Origin of the sequence: Nocardia arizonensis, from assembly GCF_001310275.1 — a bacterium.
GTDB classification, from domain to species: Bacteria; Actinomycetota; Actinomycetes; order Mycobacteriales; family Mycobacteriaceae; genus Nocardia; species Nocardia arizonensis.
Window position 1 is genome coordinate 110,020 of the sequence record NZ_LGYZ01000084.1, and the last position, 24,834, is coordinate 134,853.

The window sequence follows — 24,834 nt, forward strand, 5'->3', positions numbered from 1 at the left end:
CGTCCGCCCCGGAACCGTAAGGGCTCTGGACGCGGTGAATCTCCAGGTGTTCTGAACATCGTGCAGCACAATGGGTTACGAGTCCTCGTTGGTGCGGGTGAACGTCGGTGTCGTTGACCGATCATGTCGGCGGATGCGGCGACAGCGCCGGGTGCCGGTACCACTATCGGTCGGTATGGCGAGTAGCGGCGGCACCGGGACCCGGCCCGATTTCCGGGTATTCCACGGTGCGACAGAACTGTTCGAGCTGATCGGCGCGCTCACGCGGCGCCCGCGGATCGGTGATCGGTGGCGCGGTGAGGCGCGTCCGGGTGATGTGGGCAGGCGCGGGCTGCCGATGGTGTGTCTGGTGCGGTCCGCGGCACACAAGGATGTGCTCGCCACGATCGAGACATCCTTGCGAACGGCCAGACCGAGCGATATCCGCCTGAGTTATGTCGACCTGGCCACCGCCTATGGTCAGAGCGCACCGATCGGCCCGGAGGTGTCGGCCGACACGACGCTGCGCATTCGCGAGATGCTCACCGCCATCACCGTCGGCTTCGTCGGCAATCCGAACGTCCGCGGACCGAGGTTGCGATTCGGCCGGTACTGGCTGGTGGACTGGCTCATGCGGCAGCAACTCGATGCCGGAGACCGCGATCCCGACCGAACCTTGCGCGTGCTGATCCAGAAGCACGGGCTCAGCGAACGCATCAGGAACTGGGGTTCGAGAAATGCGGCGCCGCCCGACGGTCTGCCGAACAATGCGGGTCTCTGGTGGCAGGCGCTGCTGCTGGTGCTGCGGGTGCTCACCGCGGTTTCGTTTCGTATGGCGGTCACCGGTCGGGTGCCGATCCTGTCGGGACGGTATCGCTGGTTCCTGCGTCAGCCCTACCTCGCCCCGGAGATGTCCGGTTCGTTCGTCCGGTTCGCCAGTCGACTGGTAATGGGCGAATGGCAGCGTGAGGATCCCGAAGCGCTGGCCCTATTGGTGGTCAACGCGTTCCTCGAGGATCTGCGGTGGACTTATCGGCTGCGCTTCTGGCAGGTATGGCGGCGGCGCGAGATGTCGTACCCGGTCCTGCTGATCGATGACATCACCGAGGCCAACGGCGGCTTCACCCTGCTGAAACTCATCAACGACGTGCGGAATCAGACCGGCTCGTTCGACCCGCTGCTGGTGATCAGCGCCGGTACGCAGGTGCCGCCGGATGCGGGGCGCAACGACCAACACCGGCCCGAATACGATGCGGCCCATGCCGTTACCGGCTATCGGGCATGGCAGAACGCCTTGCTCGCCGATCGTAGGCGGCGCCGCGACACGGCGTGGTATCTGCCGCTGAAGATCACCGACACCGAGCCGGGCCAGGTGCTCGAACACGCCAGGCAGCAGTGGTCGGCGTTCGACGGATATCACTTCACCGGTCGGCAGACGCGGCCCGTGTGGTGGCTGAGCAGGTGGATCCGCATCGGCGTCCCCCTCGTCGTTGTCGCGATGATCGCCGCGACGGTGACCGTCCGATACGAGCAGTACCTGCACGAGCACTGCGGTCGGCCCGACCCGTACCTGGTCTCGGTCGCCACCGAGTCCGGCACCGAGTGCATCGGCATCAGCGACGGTTCCTACGACATCTTCCAGCCCTCCGACGCCGACACCGGCCGGGTCGTGCGGACCATCGCGGACCAGAACCGCCGAGCCGAGCAGCTGCGTCAGAAGTCGCCGAAGCGGCCCTTCATCACGGTCATCGTCCTCGAGGGCTTCACGTCCTCGAGCGGAACGGCCACCGGACTCGGCGGTGCGCGCGAGGCGGTGGAAGGCGTCGCGGTGGCGCAGAAACGGCAATTGGAGACAGCGGCGGGGTCGGCGCCAATCGTGCGGGTCCTGCTGGCCAACGCGGGCAAGGACATGCGGCGCGCCCGGGAATTGATGGAGCCGTTGCGCAGATTGGTCGCGCGCGATCCGAGCATCGTCGGTGTCGTCGGACTCGACCAGAGCCGGGCTTCGGTCCAGGAGGTCATCAAGCAGATCTCGTCGGTCGGCGTCGCGATGGTCGGCTCGACACTGTCCGCCGATCAGTTGGCCACCGGAAATCCGATGTTCTTCCAGGTCTCACCGCAGAACAAGCAGGAAGCCGTGGTCGTGGCGTCGTTCGCCCAATATCTGATGGAGGAGAAGGGCAGGCGAAACGAGTCGATGCCCGTGCGGATCTACTATTCCAACGACCGAGACGACATCTACAGTTCGAATCTGCGCGATGACGCCTACGCGGCGTTCCAGGCACGCCGTTTCCACGTCGAGGCGGTGGGATTCGGGGATACCAACGTGCACGCCGTGGGGGAGCGGGATCCGTTGCCCAATGCCGCCGAAGCGGGTCGCGACAAATGCGCGGAGGCAGGCATCCTGTTCTACGCCGGTCGCGGCGTCGATTTCGACGCCTTCGCCCATGCCGTTACGCAATGCGGCAATCGCGAATCGATTCTGATCGGCGCGGATTCGCTGTCGGCCCACGTCGTCGACGAGGCGGCACGCCGTCGGATCAGTGGGGTACCGTACTACTTCGTCTCGTTCGCGACACCGGTCGACAAGGCCACCGGCGTCTCGCGCGAGTTCTACGACGGACTGTCCGAGCTGTTCGACATCGAGCCGAACGACAGCGAGAACTCGTTGCACGGTTACCGTGCGCTGGCCTACGACGCCGTCAAGGTCATCATCGCCGCCACGGAATACCTCCAGGGCACCGCGGGCCCGACACCGGTCACCGCCGGGACGGTGTGGCGCCAGATCGGCGCCATCCACACCACCACGACGCCTGATGGCGCCGCCACCGCCGGAAGAGCGTTGCAGGGTGTCACCGGAACCATCGACTACGGCGGCGAGGTCAGCCGCAACGTCCCCACGAACAAACCCATGTCCATCCTCCGAATCACGGACGGCAGATACGATGAATCGTTCCGGGCGACCTGCGACGCGGCTTCCGCCGCCGCTCAGGTCGCGGCTTCCGCCGCCGCTCCGGCATCGTGTAGACCCGATTCGAATTGAGTCGGTGTCGCTGTCGCGCAGGATGGTTCGATCGATAAAGACGAGCCACCCGGACCGGTGAGGGTCCGGGCGGCTCGCTTCCCCGGGTACTGGGTGACGCCGCCACGTCACTCAGCCCGGTCAGTGTAAGGCGGCTTACGGGCGGGAGTCGGATGCCACGCCGTACTCGAGAGAATCGGCGCGGCAATGCCGTTCGCGGAGGTGGCCTCGGCCACACCTGTTCTGGTGGCGTGCGTGCCGTCGACTCTGGCATACCGGTCGGTATTTTCCGGTGATTGGAGTGTGTGTCCCGAGTGGCCGATTCGTCCCGATCGAAGGCGGTGCGCGGTTCGGATGGCCGACCCGAGACGTGGGGTTTCCCGGCGGAGGCGTGCCCCGCGGTGGCTGGGAGTGCGATGTCGTGAGGGGCGCGCGGACAAGGGCGGGGCGGGATCGGGACAACGAAACGGATTGCGCGATGGTGACATCGACTCCGAGACCGACCGCGCGGTAGCTGCCGGCATGCGGGCGGATGGCCCGAAGTCCAAGTGTGACAGCCGGATCGTTGCGCAGGTGACGCATCGCGGGAATCTCGTCCATCACTGACCAGGTGAAACGATGGGACGCGACGCGTGGCGCCGTCGGAACGATGCGGAAGTCGGTGCGTGTGCGAGTCCTGTTGCGGCGCCGTATCTCACGTGTCGCCGGCGAATCTCCGAGCGTGGATCGGCCGATGTGGACGGCGGGCGGGCGAAGCGTGAGCGCGGGAGATACAGTACGGCCGTGACAGAGCACCGATTGCCCGTCGGCGGGGATCGCTCGCAGGACCTCGGAGTGCCGCCTTCGCTGGACCTCCGTTCCGCCGATTGGTCGAATTCCGATGAGACCCTTGGATGGTTGTTCCAGCGTGTCGAGAGCTATGCCATGGACACGCGCGCGTGGTACGCGAAGGACAAGCTGGTCAAACAGCGCGCCAGCCTCGCCCTCACCGCGGCGATGATCATCCTCGGCCTACCCGGAATCCTCGTGCCTCTGGTCACGACCGCCGGACTCGACGCCATCAACCCGAGTTGGGGTTATGTGCTCCTCGCCTGCGCCGCGGGATGCGTGGCCATCGACCGCTTCTTCGGCATATCCACCGCCTGGATGCGCGATATCCGCACCGTGCAGGCCATCAACGCGATGATCTGCGATTTCCAGCTCGAATGGGCATCGGTCTCGCGCTCGCCCGCCAATTCCAACGGCGAGATCGACCGCCGTATGGCGCTGCTCAAGGAATTCTCCTATCGAGCCAACGAGGTCATCGCCCGCGAAACCAATACATGGACCTCACAATTGCCTCTCTCCGCCGAACCCCGCGGCCCCCGCTTCGATCGGAGGAATGCCTACTGATCGTGCGTACAGCGTCGATCTCGCTGCTTTCCCGCCGGTGGTCGTGTCGATCCTGCTGACCGGTGCCGAGTCGCCCGGCCTCCGGTGCGGTCAGCGGGCGTTCGTCGGTGCAAGTGACCGGTTGACTGCGCAGGCCGCGCAGGACCGGACTCTCGACACGTCGAGGCGGCGCCGATGGGGTCAGGTCGGGAACCCTGCCCATGATCTCCTCGATGGCCGCGGTGGCTTCGAGACGGGCCAGCGCGCCGCCGATGCAGTAATGGATGCCCGCGCCGAAGCCGAGATGGTCGTTGACCTCGGGTCGGTGCAACAGGAATTCGTCGGGATCGGTGAAGTGGCGTGGGTCGCGGTTGGCCGATCCGATGAGCGGCAGGACATAGGAGCCCGCCGGAATGGTCGTGCCGCCGAGCTCGACAGCGGTGGTCGCGCGTCGCAACAGGGCCTGGGCCGGCCCGTCGAATCGCAGGGCTTCGGCGACCACGGCGGCGGCCAGCTCCGGCTGTTCGCGGATTCGCTCGCGTAACGCGGGCCGGTCGAACAGTGCGAGCATGGTGTTGGCGATGAGATTGGTCGTGGTCTCGTGTCCCGCGACGAGTAGCAGGATGCAGAAGTTCACGGCTTCGCCGGTGGTGAGCGATTCCTCGCCCGTGCCGGTGACCAGTGCGCTGATCAGGTCGTCGCCGGGCGCGGCGCGGCGACGACGGATGATACGGGCGAAGAACCAGGAGATGGCGATCGCGCTGCGGACCATGGCGATTCGGCTGCCACCGGTGAGCAGGCCGTCGATGAGTTCGTCCGACCACCGCTTGAAGTCGTCGCGGCGTTCGGCGGGCACACCGAGGATTTCGGCGATGATGATCGCGGGCAGCGGTGCGGCCAGGTCGCGGACCAGATCGGGCTCGTCGGTGTCGAGCAGGGCATCCACGAGTCCTGCGGTGACTTCCCGAATCCGCGGCTCCCATTCGGCGATGCGGCGGGGAGTAAACGCCCGCGCCACCTTGCGCCGCAACATGGTGTGATCGGGCGGATCGGTGGTCAACAGCACCCGCGCGGTGGGAATTCGAGTGAGTATGGCGGACAACCACTTCGGGGTCGGCGAGGGATTGAAGGGGTCCGACCCGATCGTGGAGATCACCGAAGAGAACCGCTGCGCGTCGCGGACAACGGTGCGGACATCGTCGTAGCGGCTGACGATCCAGAGATCGGCATCGCTGCGGTGATGGACGGGCGCGTGCTCGCGTAGCAGCGCGTAGCTCGGATAGGGGTTCGCGATCACGGCCGGATCGTTGAGATCGAAGGTGTGTGTCATGGTTTCGCCCCCAGCGTGGTCATCAGCGAGTCGACCCATCCGTCGATGAATCGGTCGTCGGTCATGCCGAACGGACTATGGTGGTGGATGTTCGACATCACCCAGTAGTTCTCGATCGCGCCGAGCCATATCGTTGTCAGCGCTTCGAAATCCTGTTCCGGCAGGTGTTCCTCGGCGGCGCGCTCGGTGAGCCAACCGGCCAGATATTCGTAGGCGGGACTGAACAGCCGCTCCCGCGCCTGGACCATCACCTCGGGGAACTGGTCGGATTCCTTTATCATCACCCGAATCAGGTTGCGCCAGTTCGACATCAACAGCAGTGAGCCCCGCCCCACGAGTACCAACTCGGCTCGGAGGTCGCCGAGCGGGAACATCGGCGCCAGCGCGAATCCGGTCTCGGCCAATTCCACCGCGGCTTCCACCGCCGCCGCCAACACCTGCTGTTTCGATCCGAAGTGCGTGTACAACGCCCCCGACCGGGGGGACAGGCCGGCCGCCTCCTCGATCGCCGCCACGCTGGTCGAGGCGTAACCCTGTTCGGCGAACAGCCGCAGCGCTTCGGCGACGATCCGATTCCGAGTACTGTCCATCTCGGCTTTTCCAATCAATCGTTTGGATGAGCCGATCGTACGCTTGGATCCGCGCGCGCGACAAGGACCGCGAGACCGGCGCTCACGTCCTCGACCCCCGCGATCGGAATGACCTGCCGGGCAGCGACTTCGGCTAGATGGTGATCGCGACCTTCCCTCGGGCGCGGTGGGACGTCATGTGCTCGACCGCGGCGGCCGCCTCGGCGAGCGGGTAGGTCTTCTCGATGATGACCTCGAGTTCCGCGGAGACCAGCAGGTCGGCGAGGGCGCGAAGGTTGTCGCGGTTCGGGACGCAGGTGACGGTGCGGACATCGGTGGAACTCCACCGCCGCATGACCATGGCGTATCCGATCCGCGGCATACTGCCGAATACCCCGCGTGCTTCGCCGACGCTGTTGGGGATCAGAATGCCCGTTGGAGTGAGCAATCGGGCGTTGACCCGGGGCGAATGGTTCAGCACATTGTCGAGGATGACGTCGTAGCGCCGGGTGTCGCGGGTGTAATCGGTTCGGGTGTAGTCGATGACGTCGTCGGCGCCAAGCGACTGGACGAATTCGACATTGCGTTCGCCGCACACGCCGGTGACCCGTGCGCCGAGCTTCTTGGCGATCTGCACCGCCAGTGTCCCGACACCGCCGGACGCACCGTTGATCAGCACATGCTTGTCCGGTCCGACCTCGCCCACCTCGCGCATGGCGGCCAATGCGGTGAGCCCCGACATGACGGACGCCGCGGCCGTCTCGAAGGACAGTTCGGCGGGTTTGGCGATGAGTTGGGACGCGGGCGCTACCGTGTATTCGGCGAAGGTACCCGCGGGAGTCGAGACGGTGTTCTGCCACGCCGAGCCGAAGACCTCGTCGCCGGGCGCCAGATCGGTGACCTTGTCGCCGACGGCCGCCACGACGCCCGCGATATCGGTGCCGCGCACGGGTTTCGCGGGAGTGCGTGAGCCGAACTGGAGCCGCAGGACATACGGCACACCGGCGACGGCGAGCCAGTCCGGTGTGTTGACGCTGGTGGCGCGCATGCGCACCAGCACGTCGTCGTCCGCGATCGCGGGCCGGGGGATCTCGTCGAGAGCCAGGACCCGCCGCGGTGGCCCGTAACCGCGTTGCACCACGGCTTTCATCCGTTCGTTCGGGGACGAGTCCGGGGTTTTCATCGATGCCGACATGATGTCCTCCTTCAAGGTGCTCACATCGCGGGAATGTGGGCGGGGGTGTTCGTGTGTGCCGGATGCGCTCGCCGCCGGATGACCGTTTCGGCGACCGCGAGATTCAGCGCCCAGGCGGCGCCGCTCAGCACTGCCCGTGCGAGCGCGTCGGTCGCCCCCGTCGCGCCCTCCCAGAACCCGAGCAGCAATGCCTGGGTCCCGGCGCCCATGCCGATGGCGTAGGCGCGGGTCATCCACGCGCCGTGGCGGGCGAAGTCTCGGCGCCGCAGGGCCGAGACGCCGAGCAGAATCGAAACGGCCATGCCGCTCCCGAACAGCAGCCGGAATGTGTTGAGCAGATCCGAATCATGTTCCGGCAGTGGGTAGGTCAGCGTCATCCACAGCCCCGACAGCGCGGCGGCGAGTCCGAGCGGAGCCAGCAGGCGACCCACACGGCGATGCCAACGGCCATGCCGCGGCGCGAATTGCAGTGCGCCGAGGACGGTGAACAGGCTCGCGGCGATCACGTGCACGAGAATCGGCGCGGGTGCGGCGAAGAAGCGTGCGTTGTCGGCCGTGACCTCGGCCGTCCCGGACAGTTCGGCGACGCGAATACCGCCCGCGAGCACCGGAATCGCGCCGAGAAGGACCAGCCCGATGGGTACGAGCCGATTCGAACGAGCAGATGAGACCATACCGGAAATTCTGGCGATCTCCGCGTCGCCGGACATCGGTCCGACGGCTCGAATCGCCTCGTCCGATGGTGCGACGGCGCGGTCGTACTTTCGGCCGACGGCTCAGCGCGCGACCCGGCGCGTCTCGTAGGCCCAGATGACGATCTCCACCCGATTGCGCGCGCCCAATTTGGCCATCAGACCGGCGATATGCGTTTTCACGGTGCTGAGGCTGATGTGCAGTTCGGCCGCGATCTCACTGTTGGTGCGCCCGCGCGCCACGACCGCGAGGATCTGCTCCTCACGCGCGGTCAGCGGCGTGCTCGGTGGTGGCGATGTCGGATTCGGTCCGCCGGAGGCGAAGGCGGCAAGCAGTCGCGCGGTGACGCTGGGTGCGATGAGCGCGTCACCGCTCGCGGCGGCACGCACGGCCTGGGCGAGCATATCCGGGCCCGCCTCCTTCAGCAGGAATCCGCGCGCACCCGCGCGCAGGGCCGCGTAGACGTATTCGTCGAGGTCGAAGGTGGTGATGACGACGACGGCGAGCGGGTCGGTGACGGCGGGCCCGGCCAAACGCCGGGTCGCCTCGATGCCGTCGATCCGCGGCATGCGGATATCGAACAGGCACACATCAGGACGCAGTTCCCGCGCGAGTTCGACCGCTCGCAGCCCGTCCGCGGCCGTGCCGACGACCTCGATCCCCGGTTGGGCATCGAGGATCATCACCAGCCCGGTGCGGACGATCTCCTGGTCGTCGGCCACGAGCACTCGCAGATTCCCGGTCATCGCGGCGCCTGCGTGATCGGCAGCACCGCGCGCACCCGCCAGCCTCCGCCGGGACGCGGACCCGCCTCGCAGGTGCCGCCGAGCAGTGCCGCGCGTTCGCGCATTCCGAGCAGACCGTAGCCGGGAGAGGTGAGTCCGCGCGTGGGATCACCGTCGTCGGTGACGATCAGACACACTGCGGCGCCGTCGGTCTCGACGCGGACCCGCACGCGGCTCGCGTTGCGCGCATGGCGCAGGGCATTGGTCACCGACTCCTGGGCGAGCCGGTAGACGGCGGTCCCGACCGCCGCCGACAGATCCGCTGTCTCGCCGCGTATCTCGACATCCACCGGCGGCCCGTGCCCGGCCTCGCGGGCCAACTCCGCCACATCGCCGATACCGGGGCCGGGACTCAGGACCGCGTCCGGCGCCGACCCGTCGGCCCGCAACATGTGCACCATCGCGCGCATCTCGCGGAGCGCGCGGGTGGCCTCGGCCTCGATCAAGCGCAGTGCGTCGATGGCCGCGTCGGGTCGTGCCGCCGCCGTCGCCAGACCCGCCTGCGCCCGGATCGCCATCGCCGACACGTGGTGCGCGACGCTGTCGTGCAGATCGCGGGCCAGCCGTTCGCGTTCGATAAGTTTGACCTGGTCGAGCTCACGCGCCTTGGCTCGCGCCCGGTACCGCAGTGCCACGCCGAGCGTCGTCACCGCGAACAGCACGATCGCTGCGCCCGCGACATCCGCCGCCGCGAGATGCGAAACCGCCATGGAGAAACCGGTGCTGAGAGGCACAATCGCCATTCCGAGCACGATTTCGCGGCCCGACCCCCAGCGGAGCAGCGCGAACGGCAACAGCAGCATCACCGCCAGGGTGAACAATCCGGACTGCTCACCGCCCGCCAGGACGGTGCCCGCCGCCGAGACGGCGAAGGCGATGGACACCATCGGCAACGGCCGTGTCCGCCGCCACAACAAGGTCGGCAGGATCGCCAGTGCGACCACGGCCCACAACATCCGATGCGGAAGTTCCGCGCGCACCAGGACTTCCAGCACCACCAGTGCGGCGCACACCGCGACCAGCGCCCGATCCGGCCACGTCCGGCGCGGCGGATTCGGTGCCCGTGGTTCGTCCCACACCGAGCGCAGAAGCTTACGCACGAGTCGATGCTACGGAAGCGGCGGTGGCCGCCGTGGCCCGCGGTGCAGGTCACGCGTGCGCCGGTGGCGGAATCGGCCGACCCGCCACCGGCGCACGCGTCGAAGACTACGCCCGCGTGGCTCGTTTCCCGCGAGCTTCGGAACGGCCGTCGTTCACTTGGTCGCCGTCGCGCACGGGCTACGGAATCCCGACAGCGTGATCAGGTCGCAGACGCCGCTGGTCAGGGCCACGAAGGGGGTGCCCGCCAGCAGGAGCAGCATACCGATGACATCGCCGTGCTGGATGTACCACACGGCCGTGTTCGCCGCCGTCGATCCGGTGTCGAGCGCGGACGAGCCGGTTCCCGGTGCGGCTTGCGCCACTCGGGCGGGCGCTGGCGCGGAGTCGATCGGTTCGGCCGTCGCGCCGGCGGCGGTGACGACGAGTGTCGCCGCCGCGACCGAGCCTGCCACGAGACGAAGGGGTGTACGCATCATCGCGCTCCTCTGTGAGAGAATTATCATTAACATAATAACCGCGTGCACTCGATTTTCGGAAGCGTTATGGAAGAAGTTGACGTGTGAGGCAGTGCTTTTGCTCGATGGGCAAGTGGACCTCTTCGGTCGCCGCAGAGGACGCAAGTGCGGGTTGTCGGTAACATAAAGGTGCGGGCGGAGGTCGCCGGTCATTCGCAGGCGGGTGCCGTGGTGGCCGTGTCGATGGGCTCGGGTCGGCGGAGTGCTGTCGCTCATGGGGCATCTAACTCGCATTTCACCCGCAAATGAAACACGCGGATTTAGCTTGACACTCATGTAAGGCTGAGCTAGCTTCTAGTGGCCCAGATCACATGACGATCGGGTCGCCGGAAACGTCGATGATGCGATCCGGTGCGGAAATACGGAGCTCGACGGGGTGGCCCGGCGCTGATCGCGGGCACGACCGGCCTGGAAAGGCATTCAGAATGGGTATCAGAACCGGCCGAATCGCGGCGGCGGCGTTGGCCGTCGCGTGCGTGTTTTCCGTCGTCTCGTGCGGTGACGACAGCAGTTCCGACGCGGGCGGCGCGACCGGCGCCACCGCACCGGGTATCAAGGCCAGTGGTGAGCCGATCAAGGTCGGCCTGTTCAATCCGTCCAAGGGTCCGGCGACCCAAGCGGGCGTGACCACCGGCAAGAACGCGGCCGTCGACTACATCAACAATCAGATGGGCGGCATCAAGGGCCGTCCGATCGACGTCGTCGACTGCGGTATCGACAACACCTCGCCCGAGTCCACGATCTCCTGCGCCAACCAGTTCGTGCAGGCGGGCGTGGTGGCGGCGATCGACGGCTACAACGCCGAATCCTCGGCCGCCATGCCGATTCTGACCTCCGCCGGTATTCCGATGGTCGGCCAGATCCCGTTCAACACCGCGACCGCCGCCGTCGTGGAGAACCGCGTGTACTTCGGACCGCCGCCCGCCGCCTTCCTCGTCGGCTTCCTCCAGTCGCTCAAGCAGGCGGGCAAGAACTCGTTGACCCTGGTGAACGCCGATCTGCCCCAGGCGCATCAGGTGTTCGACAACCTGCTCACCCCGCTGGGCAAGCAGCTCGGCATCGATGTCAAGAGCGCGTACTACCCGGCCGCGGGACCGAACTTCACCGCGCTGGCGACCACCATCGCGGACGGTTCCCCCGCCGCGGGCGGTTTGATGACCTCGCCGAACGACAACACCTGCAACAAGCTCGCCCAGGCGCTGAAGTCCGTGAAGTACTCGGGCACGGTATTCCTCGCCGCGTGCACCGAATTCGTGCAGACCATGGGCGCACAGGCCGTCGGCGCGCAGGCGTATTCCCCGGTGTGGCTGCCGCCCGCCGTCGACGCCGCACCCGAACCCGCGAAGTCGAATCTGAAGACCACCGAACAGTTCGTCGAAAAGGCCGGTGGCACAGCCGGTTTCTATGCCTACGGCACCTTCGCCACCTTCGTCGACTTCGCCCAGGGACTGAACTCCGCGGCTCCGGCCGAATTCACCGGGCCCGCGATCCTCGCCGCGCTCAAGGGACTGACCGACTACCAGAGCTTCCTCGGCCCCAAGCTCACCTGCGGTAAGGCCACCACCCCCAACTGCACCACGGACATGCTGCTGTTCGAGGTCACCGGTGACCGCAAGCAGGCGCCGGTCACCGGCGGGTACATCACCCCGAGCCCCGAGGTCCTGAAGTTGATCCCGGGCGCGGCCTGACCGACAAGTCCCGCGGTGGGCAGGTTCGGCGCGACGAGCCGCCTGCCCATCGTTCGACTATCGAAGAGAAATCGGGCATATGGGCCAGTTCCTGCAATTCGTCTTCCTTGGTCTGTCGACCGGCGCCGTCTACGCCGTCCTGGCCTCCTCGCTGGTTGGGGTGCACGCCGCCACGGGAATCATCAACTTCGCGCAGGGCGCGTTCGCGCTGTGGGCCGTCTACGTCGTGGCGGCGCTGCGCACCGACGGGACCTTCGTCCTGCCGATCGGCGACATCCCCCTCGGCAGCGCGGCCCATCCGACACCGATGGCCGCCGCGATCGGGCTGGGAGTCGGCTCGGCGGCGGCGTGGGCGCTGCTGGCGCATGTGGCGGTGTTCCGTCCGCTGCGGCACGCGCCGGTACTGGCGCAGGTGGTCGCCTCGGTCGGGCTCATGCTGTTCATCCAGGCACTTGTCGGCCTGCGCTTCGACACCGAAAATCTCTTCGCCACACCGATTCTGCCGGAGAACACGGTGACGGTGGCCGGCGCCGTGGTCAATGTCTCCGACCTGATCCTGGCCGGGGTCGCCATCGCCGTGGCCATAGGTTCGAAGGCGTACTTCACGCTCACCACGGCGGGCATCGCGACCCGCGCGGGCTCGGAGGACGAACTGGCCGCACGCCTGACCGGCTATTCGCCCGACCGGCTCGCCGCGATCGTCTGGACGCTCACCGGCGCCGCGTGCGGTCTCATCGGCGTGCTCGCCGCGTTCACCATCGGACTCAACGAGACCAGTTACACCTTCTACGTGATCCCGGCACTGGCCGCGGCGCTGGTCGGCCGCCTGTCGTCGTTCGCCGTGGCCTGCGCGGCCGGGCTGGTGCTCGGGTCGTTCCAGGCGGTGCTGCTGTGGGTCGACACCAAGGACTTCTGGCCGAACTGGGCACAGGCCGGACTCGGCGACGCGGTGCCGTTCGTCATCGTCGTCATCGCGCTGTTCTTGCTCGGCGGCCGGATTCCGGCGCGCGGATCGCTCGGCGCGGTGCAGATGCCCGCCGTGCGCATCCCGCGGTTGCGTGTCGTGCCGACGCTCGCGGTGATCGCGGTCGCGGTCGTCGCGATCGTCGCGACCACGGGTACCTGGCGCTACGGCGTCGTCACCTCGATCATCTTGTCGCTGATCGCGCTGTCGCTGGTGCTGCTCACCGGGTATCTGGGCCAGATCTCCCTGGCCAGTATGGCTTTCGCGGGTACGGCGGGATTCGCGCTGTCGAAACTGGCCGACGGGTGGCACATACCGTTCCCGCTTGGCATGATCCTCGCAGCCGCGGCCGCCACCGCCCTCGGCATCCTGGTCGGCGTGCCCGCGCTGCGCATTCGCGGCGCGCAACTGGCGGTGGTGACCCTGGCCGCCGCGCTGGCGATCCAGAGCTTCGTGTTCAACAATCCGTCGCTGACCCCCGCGCGGGGCAACCTCATCTCCGACCCCACCCTGTTCGGTGTCGACCTTGGCGTCCGCGACGGCACCGACCTCGTCACCCTGCGCTTCGCGCTGATGGTCCTGGTGGTGGTGGCACTGTGCACGCTGGCGGTGATGCGGATAATGGCCGGCTCGACCGGTCGGGCGTTGCTGGCGGTGCGATCCAACGAGCGCGCCGCGGCATCGGTCGGAATCGACGTCGCCGCGACGAAACTGCTCGGCTTCGCCGTCTCGGCCTTCCTCGCGGGCATCGGGGGCTGCCTCATCGGCTACAGCCGGGGTCAGCTGTCGGCGGGGTCGTTCACGGTGGTGATCGGGCTGACGGTCCTGGCGATGACCTACGTCGGCGGCATCACCTCGGTCACGGGCGCCTTCATCGCCGGCACCGCGGGCCCGCTCGGCGTGGGCTACGTCTTCCTCAACCAGACCCTCGAACTCGGTGAATACTACGACCTCATCGCCGCGGGAGTACTGCTGCTCATGGCTGTGCTGAATCCGGTCGGCATCGCGGGGGCGATCGCGTCGACGCTCGAACGCCTCACCGCGGTGCGAGCGCGTCGCGCTGGCCGCACGGTCGCGGACGAGCACGCCTCGGACACCGGAAAGGAAGCGCCGGTTCATGTCTGACAACAACGGGCCCGCATTGCGCACGCACGGCCTGTCGGTGCGATACGGCGGCGTCGTCGCCAACAGCGAGATCGATATCACCGTCGAGTCAGGGGAGATCGTCGGCCTGATCGGACCCAATGGCGCGGGCAAGACGACCTTCGTGGACGCGGTCACCGGATTCACCAGGTCCACCGGCGGGGTCACCCTCGGCGGTGTGGCACTCGACCGGCTCGGCCCGCATCGCCGCCGCCGCGCCGGACTCGCCCGAACCTGGCAGGCGGGGGAGTTGTTCGGCGATCTCACCGTCGCGCAGAACCTCGCTGTCGCCGTGCAGCCCACCGGCCTGCGCTCGATCTTCGGCGATATCGTCAAGGGATCCGCCCCGCCCGGTGAAACCATCGACGCGGCACTGGAATTGGTGGGCGTACCGGGTGTCGCCGACCAGCGGCCCGGCGAGTTGACCCTCGGCAGACAGAAATTGGTCGGCGTGGCACGCGCGCTCGTCGGCGGCACCAAGGTGGTACTGCTGGACGAACCCGCCGCCGGACTCGACACACACGAGAGCCGCGAATTCGGGTCGCATCTGCGTCGGATCGCGGCCTCGGGCATCGGCGTGCTGCTCATCGACCACGACATGTCGCTGGTGCTCGACATCTGTCGTCGGCTCTACGTCCTGGACTTCGGGGTCGTCATCGCCGCGGGTGAACCCGAGGTGATCCGCGAGGACCCACGGGTGATCGCCGCCTATCTCGGCACCACCGGCACCACCGGCACCACCGGCACCGGCGGCACCGACCCGGCACCGGCCGCCCGACCCGCAGGAGAGACCGTATGACAAGTCCGGCGACATCCGAATCACCGGCGCGCGAGGCGAATCCGGCTCTCAGCATCGAGGGGATGACCGTCGGCTACGGCGGCGTCCCCGCGGTGCGCGATCTGGATATCCGCGTGCGACCGGGCGAGATCCTCGCGCTGCTCGGACCGAACGGTGCGGGCAAGACCACGACACTGCTGGCCTCGGTCGGCGCGCTGCCGCTGCTGGCGGGCCGGATCACCGCACTCGGCGCGCCACTGGACAGCCGCGTCGAGCGCAATGCGCGCCGCGGCGTCGTTCTGGTCCCCGACAGCCGCGGGGTGTTCCATCGCCTGTCGGTCGACGACAATCTGCGCCTGGCGCGCCGCAGGAACGGCCCGTCCGTCGAGGACGTCTTCGACTACTTCCCCAAACTCGCCACGATGCGCTCGCGCGGCTGCGGCACGCTCTCCGGCGGCGAACAACAGATGCTCGCACTGGCGAAAGCACTGTTGTGCCAACCGAAGATCCTGCTCATCGACGAACTCAGTCTCGGCCTGTCACCGATCGCGGTGGAGGATCTGCTGCCGCGGCTGCGCACGATCGCCGACGACCGGCACATGGCCGTGCTGCTGGTGGAACAACATATCGAGCTCGCGTTGTCGATCGCCGATTCGGCGGTCGTGCTGCACCACGGCAGGGTCGCGCTGACCGGCTCGGCGTCGGAGCTGCGCGCCCGCCGCGATATGGTCGAGGCGGCGTATTTCGGTAACCTCGAGGAGTCCGTGTCCGACCGGAGGTGAAACGACGCCGACCGCATGTGCGACAGCGTCGAGGCAACGAGGGAGGGAGCGTGACCGACACCCGGCCCGCGGGCCGTCGGAAGCCCGCGTCCACCCGCCGCAGCACCCGCAACCGTCCCACCGACACCGAATTGCTGGACGCCGCCTGCGCGGTGATGGCCGAAGTGGGCGTCGACCGGGCCACCATGGACACCATCGCCCAGCGTGCCGACACCTCCAGGGTGACCCTCTACGCCCATTTCGGCTCCCGCGACGCCCTCGTGGACGCCGTCATCGACCGTGAACTCGACGCCCTCACCACCTGGATGTTCGAGATATACGACAGAGGCGAGACGATGCAGTACGGCGAGCGCGCCCGGTACTCGGTCGAATCGCTGTTCGTCTACGCCCGCCGCAATCCGCAGGGATTCCGTGTCCTGCTCGACAACCGGTACGCCGACACGCACCCGGGTCGCCAACTGTCGGCCGCCCTCGAACCGCGCATCGCCGACCGCCTGCGCGCCAACTACGCCGAACAGGGCACCCCCATCCACGGCGGCGCCGACACCCTCGCCACCATGCTCCTCGGTATCAGCCTCGACATCGCCTACCGCGCCGTCATCGTCGCGGGCGCCGGTATCGACGCCGCCAGCGACCTGGCCGTCACCGCCACCCTGGCCGTTCTGCGAGCGGTGCGGCCCGAACAACTGCGCGCCATAGACGCCTCCCGATCGCCATAGTCCGGGTCGCGCGGGCGGCGATCGGATCGGCTCTCGATTCGGTGCCGGAGAAGAATTCGGTGATTCAGACGCGACGGGCGGCGTTCCAGTCGCGGTCGAACTGCCGCAGTGCCGACTCCAGATAGACGGGCTCGATGGTGAATCCGCCTTGGGCGTCGTCACGCTGGACATTCATGTATGCCCAGACCCCTTCGGCGGTGATACCTCCGCGGTGGCGCTCACGCAGGATCGGCTCGCGCTGTTCCACCAGTGCCAGATCGAGATCGAGGATGCAGACCGCGCACACCAGTTCCTGTCGAATATGCCTGAACTGAATGTTCTCTCGTACGATCTCCTTGGGCACTCCTGCCCGCTCGATCAACTCCCGCAGTCGATCGACCTGCGGGCTCAGCCTGTCTATTTCACCGTAGAGCAGATACTCGTACGTCCGTCCCTGATTGAGGTTGCTCACGACCACCTCGAAGAACGGGCCGGGTTCACCGTCGCTGATATCGGACTGAAAGATCCGGGTCATCACTCTGACGCGGCGGGTGCACGTCTCCATCCCGATGGCCTCGGCATTGGTCACGAAGCCGACCGGGGCCGAATAGTCGCCGAGTTCGGCCAGCTTGCGGGCCGTGGAGTCGATCTCGTTCTGTAGCGTCCGCGCGATGCGGGAGAACATGTCGAGATGGCGGCCGCTGAGGTCGCTGGCCTCGGCGATGGCCAATCGGATCTGGGCTTTCATCAGCGTCGACTCGTCGCCGATCACCGCGTCGGGACGTTCGCCGAAGATGAGATAGTCCATGCTCACGTCGAAGAACTGCGCGATGCCGATCAGTGCGTCGAAACTCGGTTTCGCTCGACCGTGCAGATAGTGCGACACCGTCGCCTCGTTGACGTGAAGCGCGCGCGCCAACTTTTTTCTACTACTCGATACCGTGGGTGATTCGATAAGCGAGCGCAGGGTTGCGGGAAACGCAACGGGCCGTGGCTCTTGCGTCAAGATCATTACCTCCACCACAGGATGTCGGCCCCGGTCCCCCGACCGACAATATTCACAATATAGAGCTCTATAACGCTACGACGCGTCGAGCTTGCCACGGCCGAGCGCTCGCCGCTACCGTGAAGTCAGGCAATGGGAGTGCACACCGTGGTTGGAAGTGAGGAGTATTCCATACACGGCGGAAACGAGGTAGTGGGCGCTATCCGTGCGCCACATTGTTGATCATCATCGACCGATATCCACATGCAGCTGGCTGTACTGCCATGCTCGAAAACAAGGAATACGACCATGAGGTCTGTTTTGCGACGGCCGCCGACCCTTACCGAATATGAAACGGCGGGCCTCCAGGTGGAATGCAATCTCGCAGACGGTCACGCCAAGCTCCGTCCCGATTCGGTGAGCTTCACTCCGGAATTATTGGAGACGCTCGCCGCGGCGAGCCAACACGACCTCGAGTCCGCGTTCCTCGACGCGCTGATCCGCAACGGTTCCGTATTACCGCATCGGGATGTCGTCTTCTTTCCCTCCGCGAGCCTGGCGATCGACGCGGTCGCGAAAGTGCTCGCCGCCGAGGATCGGCGACGGGTGGCGCTGATCGAGCCGACATTCGACAGTCTGGCACTGCTGCTGAAACGGGCAGGGGTGACGATGACACCGATCGGCGAGAACGCCGAGGAGATTCTGGGCGCCGCGCGGACCCATGACGCCGTATTCCTGTGCGCTCCCAACAATCCCACCGGATGGCATCCCGACCCCGAGCTCTGGGCGCAGCTCGGTCGCATACTCGACCGCCACGACACCGTGCTCGTCGTCGACCGCACGTTCAAGTTCCTGGGCGATCCCGACCCGGCATTGGACGCACTGGTCGAGAACCACCCGATGGTGCTCGCTGTCGAGGACACCGGCAAGATATGGTCGACCCTCGAATGCAAGGTGTCCATGGTCGTCACGGGCAACAAGGATCTCCGCGAGTCCGTCCGCGAAATCGGTGCCGAGATCACGTTGAACGTGTCGCCGATCAGCCTCCATCTCTGCACCGAGGTGATCACCGCGGATCGGGGTTCCCGGCGCATCGAGCAGGCGATACATCGCAATGCGAAGATATTGTTGCCCGCCATGCGGGAGCTGGGATTGACCGGCACGACGGCCTTGAGCTTCGCGCTCGTAGAAATTCCCGCCGGCTTTCCGGGCGACGATGTGGCATTTGTAAACGAGCTGCACGGCCACGGACTGGCGCTGTTGCCGGTCAGCAAATTCTATTGGTCCGGCGAAAATGCCGACACGACTCGGGTTCGAGTGTCGCTGGCCCGTCCCGAATCCCATATATTCCGCGCGGCCGATATCTTGACCTCACCTGCGGTGCGGGCAGCTCTCGCGAACTGACCGCCGATAGTCGATCCGGAATTTGGAGGTGTAGCACCCGAGCTCGACAGGGCAACGGGCTCGAACAATATCGCAGTAGCAGTATCGACGACCGCAACGGTCGATCGGGGGTATTCACAATGCAGAAGTCGCCAATAGTCCTCGTTACCGGTTCGAGTATCGATCCGAAATTCTTGAAGCAGCTCGAGAGCGAGGGGTGCGTGGTTCGCACTGTCGCCGAGGAGCTCCGTACCGAGGACGCACTGATCCGAGCGCTCGACAATGTGCGGATATATCTGCTCGGGGGGAACGAAGTCGCGACAGCGGAAGTCATACGATCCGCTCCCGACCTGGAACTCATCGCGTTCCTCGGTGTCGGGTACGAGAGTTTCATGGATGTGGACGCCGTTCGCGAACGCGGCATCCGCGTCACGAATACACCGAACATCTCCAGCAACTCGGTGGCCGAGTTCACCATCGGGCAGTTGCTGAACTGCCGCAGAAGGCTCACCGAGTACTCGATCCAGTACTCCAACGGTCTCGACGGTGACGAGGAGAAGCTGCGAGACGTCCGGGGCCATTCCGTCGGAATCATCGGCTTGGGCGGCATCGGCACGCGGATCGCCGAAATTCTGACCCGTGGTTTCGGCGCGGAGGTCTGCTACTACAGCCGCACTCGCAAGCGGGATGTGGAGGACGCACTCGGCATCACCTATCGCGAACTGACCGAGCTGTTCTCGACGGTGGAGTCGGTGATCGTGATGACTCCGGGAAACCGCGAAACCGCCGGGCTGATCGGCGACGACCAGCTTTGTCGACTCTCGGAGGGGAGCGTGCTGGTCAATACCGCCCGCGCCGAGGTCGTCGATCCGTACGGTCTGCTCGAACATCTGAATTCGGGACGGCTCGGGGCCGCCGCCTTCGACGGGTTCTACCGTGACGACCTGCCGGTCACATGGGAACTGAAGAAGATGCAGCCGAGTCCGCTGTCGATCACCGGCGGAATCGCCTCGCTGACACACGACGCCCGCGATGGCATGGCCGAACGGACAGTCCGGTCCATTCTGAACTTCCTCCGCGACGGCACCGACGAGTTCCTCGTCGAATAGGCGATCGGCGATCACGTCAGGGCCGACCGGTCGAACCTCGAGTCGCGGTCGGCCCTGATACTTTCCGGCGAAGTCGATGATTCGAGCCAATCACGTAATCTGCGGATCTCCCGGCTCTGTGCGTGGGCGGGTTTCACACCGTCGATGATGCGCAGCACACGCCGCGGGATCTGACCGACTCTGAACTCGGCGGGCAGGGCTTCCCACATCGAGGTGATCGCACTACATCCCGCGTCGAGATCGCCCGCACCCATCCGCAACTCGGCTTCGTCCAGACGCAGTAGCGCACGGCCGACCTCGTCCTGCCGGGCGAAGGGTAGTTCCAATGCTCGAGCGCGCAGGATATCGGCCGTCGCCTGCTCGCCGATGACGGTCAGCGCATTCGACTGATGCCAGCGCAGGAAGTACTCGGTGATGTGTAGTCCGTCGGCGACGGTCTCCGAGTCCGGCAACGCGGCGAACATCCGATCGGCTTTGCGTATGGCGTCCAAAGCCGCACGGCGGCTACCGGTTCGAGCGCGGGCGCCCGCCTCGGCGAGATAGCCGAATACCGCGGCGGCGTTCGGAGCGTCGCCGCCCGCCGCCTGTGCCATCTGCGCGGCGGCGAGACCCGCGTTGAACGACTGCCCGTAGCAGGTGCACGCATCGCAGATGTGTCCCGCGACCCATGCTTCGACCGCCGGATCATCCGCGCGCCGTGCGGCACGGCGCGCGATGCCGAACCATTCGAAGGTGTGCTCCATGCCCGCGACGTCGTTCAGACGAATGGCGATGAATCCGGCGTTCTTGGCGAACACCCGGTGCAGTCGTCGTTGGAGATCGGACGAGGTGACGGTGAGCAGACTCGCCTCCACGCGACCGAGATCGACCATTCGCGCCGAAACGAATTCCGCGGGCGAGGCGGTGTACAGCGAATATCCGCTTTCCTCGACGAGTTCTTCGAGCAGGGTGACATAGGCGAGCATCGACCGGCCGTGTGCGGGCACGATGTCCTCGTATCCACCCGGTGCCGCGATCGATGGCGGCGTCGACATGAGGACCGAACTGGCCGCGGCCGAGCTGAGGAAATGACGTCGGTTCACGGCTTCCTCGATTCTGGGTTCGAGAACCGATTCGGGCTCGGAATAGTCGTTTCCGAATCCGAGCCGGTCCGGCCGGGAGCGATACAGGAAACACAGGGCGTCCAGATAACAGGACGTCGGCATATCGCGACCGGTCTCCCATTGCGACATGCGTTGGTGCGCAAGACCTTCGCGCGGTGTGCCGCGCGTGCGCAGTATTTCTTTCAGTCGTTCGGTCGCCTCGACCAGAGTGAAACCGTTCGCGATGCGATGGGCCCGCAGGAGTGAGACATGGCAGTGCCGGTGAATGGCCGACGCGGCGTCGTGCTTCGAACCGCCCGACGCCGCTACGTTATTGGCCAGGCGGCGCCCACAGGTACTGCTGTGTTGATTCGTCACTGCCCTTCCGGCCTCCCCGGCGTGGCGGATCTTCCCAGGTTACCCGGATTCTATCCGGACGTCCTCGGTCGTTCCCGCGATCGGGCCGGGCTGCCGATATCAAGGGGGCTATCCCACTCGGGAGAAGCATTCCGCGAGCGTATCGGCGCTTCGGGGCGATTGTCGATGCGGCGCCCGAGAATGCACGCGATGCGTGCAGAACACTCACGGACCGCGAGCATCGGGAGCCACCCGTCGTATCCGGCGCCATTCTCGGGAAGGTGATCACTACGCGATACCGCACTCCGGCGCCCGGCCGGACTTCTTCGAAGCGGAGGTGAGCGTGCATATTCACGCCACTGACTGGACCATCACCAGCGAGATAACTCCCGAATGGGCCTATCGGGTCGCCGACGGCCACGGAGCCGTGTGGCGGCTCACCTGGCTGCCCGACCGGCGACTCACACGCGAACAAGCACTGGCGGGAATGGAACTCGACGAGATCGTCAGCGTTCCCGCGGCCGTCGACGATCGCTTCGCTCAGGCGCGGGCCCGGTGCTGCGCCGATCGACTCGGGATCCTCTGGGAGCTGGCGGTGATCCTGCTCTGGAAGCAGATGCAGGTCCGACTGGTCGAGGCACCCCATCCTGTGTCGCACTAGCGATGCCGACGGACCCGCGTATCGCTCGGCGAGGGGTCGGGCGAGCGCCGGGGCTCGCGTGCCCATGCATTCCGCGGCGGGCACGCGAGCAGCCGACATCCTCCCACCGGCCTACCGGGGCGTCGAGATCGCCGAAAGGTGGCCTCGGCAATGGGTTCGGCGTGTCCGTGGCAACCAAGGGCGAAAGTCTCCGTATTCGCGTGAGCGGACCGCGAAGGCCGAGTGTGCGATGCTGGTGTCGACCGGAAGGAACCGATGGACAGCGACTTCCACACCAGATTGTCGGCCCGAGTGGCAAACCTTCGGGCCGATGCCGGGATACCGAGCCTGCTCGCGGCGGTGGGCATGCGCGGGGAGCCGCGCGCGGTCGCCGTGGCGGGGGAGGCGAATGTCGAGAATCGTGTGGTCGCGACGGGTGAGAGCGCTTACCGAATCGGTGCTGTCACCAAGAGTTTCACCGCCGCGGTGACGCTGCTGCTGGCCGAGCGCGGTGATCTGGGGTTGGACGAACCGGTCGAGAAGCATCTGCCCGGCACCCCGTTCGGGCGTGTGAGTCCGCGCATGCTGCTGTCACATACCAGTGGTCTGCAACGGGAAGCGCCCACCGATATGTGGGTGACCATGCGCGGGCCGTCGCGGGCCGAACTCCGGGAAGTGTTCTCGCGGGTCGCCTTCGTCGCCGAACCGGGTCGGCGGTGGCACTACTCCAATCTCGGGTACGCGATTCTCGGGCAGGTGATCGAATCGGTGTGCGGCCGGTCGTGTGAGTCCGTGATCACCGATATGTTGTTCCGCCCCTTGGGGCTCACCACCACGTCGTGGGCGCCGCCGGACAATGCCGTCGTCGGGTATCGGCTCGACCCGTTCGTGGCGCGGGTGCATCGCGAACCGGTGATGGATCAGGGAGCGATCGGTGTCGGAGGCCAGTTGTGGTCCACCTCCACCGATCTGCTGCGGTGGGGTTACGCGCTGGCCGGGGGAGAACCGGCCGTGCTTTCCGGCGGCGTCGTCGAGCAGATGCACACCCCGCACACCATGGTCGACGCTTCCGGCTGGACCCGCGGCTGGGGCCTCGGTCTCGCCCTGGAACGGCACGACCACGGCATCGTCGCGGGTCACACCGGAGTGATGCCGGGCTTCCGGTCCGCGCTGGTCCTCGATCGCGACACCGGCATATCGGTCGCGGTGCTGGCCAATATCGCCCGTGGTGTCGAACCCGCCGCTCTCGCAACGGAAATACTGATCCAAGCCCTCGGCGAACAATCCGCGCCGACACCCGCGGAGTGGTATCCGGCACTGTGCCCGCCGCATATCGAACCCATGCTCGGCAGTTGGTGGTGCGAAGCCGACGAAACGATCCTCCGCTGGGAAGCGGACGGTTTGCACTCGCACCTCGCCGTCGATCCGACCGCGAGCGACACCCGTTTCACCGAGGAGGAACCCGGACGTTTCCGTGCCGTGGCGGGCAGGCTTCGAGGCGAACTTCTCCTCGTCACCGACACTTCCGACGGGATGGACCTGCGATGGGCTGCCTATCCCCTCACACGCACACCGCGCTCGATCGGACCCATCGATCCGACGTAGGGCTCACGCCGCTGTCCCGATCGCGATCGTGTCAGTCCGTGTCCGGGGTGCGTCGCGCGAGGAGGAAATAGGCGAGCGGGACGGCGCCCACCGAGTTCACCAGCAGAATGACGGTGGCCCAGAGGCGCTTGGAACCGCGGATTTCCTCCTCGGATCGGCGGCTGAGATCGACCAGCGCGGCGATCTTCGCGATACCGTCGAAGACGCTCGCGACCACGATGAATCCGCGTTCGCGCTCGCTCAGGTCGCTCCATCGCTTTCTCACCACAGTGACCTCTCTCCATCGCAAGGTACGGACCGGACCCCATTCTGCCGCAACCGCGGCATCGCCGGTCGACTCCGCCGCGGACACCTCCGGCGTGGACTATAGCCCCCGCGGGAGCCCGTCGAGCGGGGCGCGTTGCAGCACCGCGATATGGCGTCCGCCGACCTCGATGCTCGCGCGGACACGGAAACCGGTCGCCCGTGCCAACGGTGCGGCGCACTCCATGCCGACGTGCGCCCACGGGAACCAGGCGCCCGTGCTGTTCGGAGTCTCGAGCCGTAGTCGCCTGAGATTCATCCCGGTTCCGGGGCGGTCGAATTCGACCACCGCGATCCCGTCCGCGACGAGCAATCGGCGGATCCGCGCCAGCAGCCTGGCGGGGTCGGCGCCGATACCGATATTGCCGTCGGCGAGCAGCGCGAACGACCACCGTCCGGTCCCCGGCAATGGTCCGAGCACATCGCGTCTCAATGCGGGCGCCCCGCGACGTCTGGCGATCGCGACGGCGGTGGGGGAGATATCGACCCCGAGTGCGACGACGCCGCGGCGGACCAGCGCGGCGACCAATCGACCGGGGCCGCAGCCGAGATCGATCGTCGGCCCGCCGCACAGGCTGACCATGGCGTGGTCGGCGAGCAGGTCGCCGGGGTCGGCGTCCCCCAGCCAGCGGCGTGTCGGCAGCGGACAGGTCGTTCCGTCGGCCGCGCGCAACCAGCATTCCGCGCCGGTCAGCGCGCGATCGAAGGTGGTGCTCATCGCCCGGTGCGGGTTGGCCGGGGCCGACCCGAGGTGTCG

General features: G+C 66.6%; 22 protein-coding genes. 11 read left to right on the top strand and 11 right to left on the bottom strand.

Going from position 1 to position 24,834, the window contains the following annotated elements:
- Positions 1-175: 175 nt before the first annotated feature.
- The gene (locus APZ21_RS19365) at positions 176-3,022 is read left to right on the top strand and encodes a type 1 periplasmic-binding domain-containing protein (protein ID WP_054814743.1); all 2,847 of its coding nucleotides are present in this window, start codon (positions 176-178) and stop codon (positions 3,020-3,022) included.
- A 762-nt stretch (positions 3,023-3,784) separates the two neighbouring features.
- Complete coding sequence (locus APZ21_RS19370; protein WP_162240356.1) at positions 3,785-4,393, top strand: SLATT domain-containing protein; 609 nt, start codon at positions 3,785-3,787, stop codon at positions 4,391-4,393.
- On the opposite strand, the gene APZ21_RS19375 is transcribed toward APZ21_RS19370, so the two are convergent.
- The 7 genes from APZ21_RS19375 to APZ21_RS19405 all read right to left on the bottom strand — a co-directional run bounded on the left by APZ21_RS19375 (position 4,302) and on the right by APZ21_RS19405 (position 10,521).
- A complete protein-coding gene (locus tag APZ21_RS19375) occupies positions 4,302-5,702 on the bottom strand; it encodes a cytochrome P450 (RefSeq protein ID WP_054814745.1) in 1,401 nt (466 codons plus the stop codon). The two genes, APZ21_RS19370 and APZ21_RS19375, sit on opposite strands and share 92 nt — an antisense overlap.
- Entirely contained in the window at positions 5,699-6,292 is a 594-nt protein-coding gene (locus APZ21_RS19380) for a TetR/AcrR family transcriptional regulator (protein WP_054814746.1), read from the bottom strand. Before APZ21_RS19380 ends, APZ21_RS19375 begins: the two co-directional genes overlap by 4 nt.
- Positions 6,293-6,425: 133 nt before the next feature.
- Positions 6,426-7,466, bottom strand: coding sequence for an NAD(P)-dependent alcohol dehydrogenase (locus APZ21_RS19385; RefSeq protein ID WP_204249122.1), 1,041 nt, complete (start codon positions 7,464-7,466; stop codon positions 6,426-6,428).
- A gap of 20 nt (positions 7,467-7,486) precedes the next feature.
- On the bottom strand, positions 7,487-8,140 hold the full coding sequence (locus tag APZ21_RS19390; RefSeq protein WP_054814812.1) for a DUF2306 domain-containing protein: 654 nt from the start codon (positions 8,138-8,140) through the stop codon (positions 7,487-7,489).
- A 102-nt stretch (positions 8,141-8,242) separates the two neighbouring features.
- The gene (locus APZ21_RS19395) at positions 8,243-8,905 is read right to left on the bottom strand and encodes a response regulator (protein WP_054814747.1); all 663 of its coding nucleotides are present in this window, start codon (positions 8,903-8,905) and stop codon (positions 8,243-8,245) included.
- Positions 8,902-10,044, bottom strand: a complete 1,143-nt coding sequence (locus APZ21_RS19400; RefSeq protein ID WP_054814748.1) for a sensor histidine kinase — start codon at positions 10,042-10,044, stop codon at positions 8,902-8,904. The genes APZ21_RS19395 and APZ21_RS19400 overlap by 4 nt, the downstream gene beginning before the upstream one ends.
- A 153-nt stretch (positions 10,045-10,197) precedes the next feature.
- Positions 10,198-10,521 carry a hypothetical protein gene (locus APZ21_RS19405; RefSeq protein ID WP_156371194.1) on the bottom strand — a complete coding sequence of 108 codons (324 nt, stop codon included), beginning with the start codon at positions 10,519-10,521 and terminating at the stop codon, positions 10,198-10,200.
- 464 nt (positions 10,522-10,985) lie between these two features.
- On the opposite strand from APZ21_RS19405, the gene APZ21_RS19410 reads away from it, so the two are divergent.
- From APZ21_RS19410 to APZ21_RS19430, 5 genes are all read left to right on the top strand, one after another.
- Positions 10,986-12,248, top strand: a complete 1,263-nt coding sequence (locus tag APZ21_RS19410) for an ABC transporter substrate-binding protein (protein ID WP_174553627.1) — start codon at positions 10,986-10,988, stop codon at positions 12,246-12,248.
- Positions 12,249-12,327: 79 nt separating this feature from the next.
- Complete coding sequence (locus APZ21_RS19415; protein WP_054814750.1) at positions 12,328-14,337, top strand: ABC transporter permease; 2,010 nt, start codon at positions 12,328-12,330, stop codon at positions 14,335-14,337.
- Entirely contained in the window at positions 14,330-15,154 is an 825-nt protein-coding gene (locus APZ21_RS19420) for an ABC transporter ATP-binding protein (protein WP_082393270.1), read from the top strand. Before APZ21_RS19415 ends, APZ21_RS19420 begins: the two co-directional genes overlap by 8 nt.
- Positions 15,151-15,915: an ABC transporter ATP-binding protein gene (locus APZ21_RS19425; protein ID WP_054814751.1), complete on the top strand. Its 765-nt coding sequence runs from the start codon at positions 15,151-15,153 to the stop codon at positions 15,913-15,915. The genes APZ21_RS19420 and APZ21_RS19425 overlap by 4 nt, the downstream gene beginning before the upstream one ends.
- Before the next feature lie 50 nt (positions 15,916-15,965).
- Positions 15,966-16,634: a TetR/AcrR family transcriptional regulator gene (locus APZ21_RS19430; RefSeq protein WP_054814752.1), complete on the top strand. Its 669-nt coding sequence runs from the start codon at positions 15,966-15,968 to the stop codon at positions 16,632-16,634.
- 64 nt (positions 16,635-16,698) lie between these two features.
- Here the strand turns inward: APZ21_RS19430 and APZ21_RS19435 are convergent, their stop codons facing one another.
- Complete coding sequence (locus APZ21_RS19435; RefSeq protein ID WP_054814753.1) at positions 16,699-17,532, bottom strand: helix-turn-helix domain-containing protein; 834 nt, start codon at positions 17,530-17,532, stop codon at positions 16,699-16,701.
- Between the two features lie 375 nt (positions 17,533-17,907).
- On the opposite strand from APZ21_RS19435, the gene APZ21_RS19440 reads away from it, so the two are divergent.
- A complete protein-coding gene (locus APZ21_RS19440; protein WP_162240357.1) occupies positions 17,908-19,002 on the top strand; it encodes a pyridoxal phosphate-dependent aminotransferase in 1,095 nt (364 codons plus the stop codon).
- Between the two features lie 119 nt (positions 19,003-19,121).
- Complete coding sequence (locus APZ21_RS19445; protein WP_054814755.1) at positions 19,122-20,090, top strand: 2-hydroxyacid dehydrogenase; 969 nt, start codon at positions 19,122-19,124, stop codon at positions 20,088-20,090.
- An 11-nt stretch (positions 20,091-20,101) separates the two neighbouring features.
- Here the strand turns inward: APZ21_RS19445 and APZ21_RS19450 are convergent, their stop codons facing one another.
- Positions 20,102-21,322, bottom strand: a complete 1,221-nt coding sequence (locus tag APZ21_RS19450) for an NsdA family TPR-like regulatory protein (RefSeq protein ID WP_156371195.1) — start codon at positions 21,320-21,322, stop codon at positions 20,102-20,104.
- Between the two features lie 544 nt (positions 21,323-21,866).
- On the opposite strand from APZ21_RS19450, the gene APZ21_RS19455 reads away from it, so the two are divergent.
- Positions 21,867-22,190, top strand: coding sequence for a hypothetical protein (locus APZ21_RS19455; RefSeq protein WP_239476715.1), 324 nt, complete (start codon positions 21,867-21,869; stop codon positions 22,188-22,190).
- A gap of 291 nt (positions 22,191-22,481) precedes the next feature.
- Positions 22,482-23,774: a serine hydrolase domain-containing protein gene (locus APZ21_RS19460; RefSeq protein WP_162240359.1), complete on the top strand. Its 1,293-nt coding sequence runs from the start codon at positions 22,482-22,484 to the stop codon at positions 23,772-23,774.
- Between the two features lie 31 nt (positions 23,775-23,805).
- On the opposite strand, the gene APZ21_RS19465 is transcribed toward APZ21_RS19460, so the two are convergent.
- The gene (locus tag APZ21_RS19465) at positions 23,806-24,039 is read right to left on the bottom strand and encodes a DUF5652 family protein (RefSeq protein WP_204249123.1); all 234 of its coding nucleotides are present in this window, start codon (positions 24,037-24,039) and stop codon (positions 23,806-23,808) included.
- A 99-nt stretch (positions 24,040-24,138) separates the two neighbouring features.
- On the bottom strand, positions 24,139-24,795 hold the full coding sequence (locus APZ21_RS19470) for a class I SAM-dependent methyltransferase (protein WP_054814758.1): 657 nt from the start codon (positions 24,793-24,795) through the stop codon (positions 24,139-24,141).
- Between the last annotated feature and the right edge of the window lie 39 nt (positions 24,796-24,834).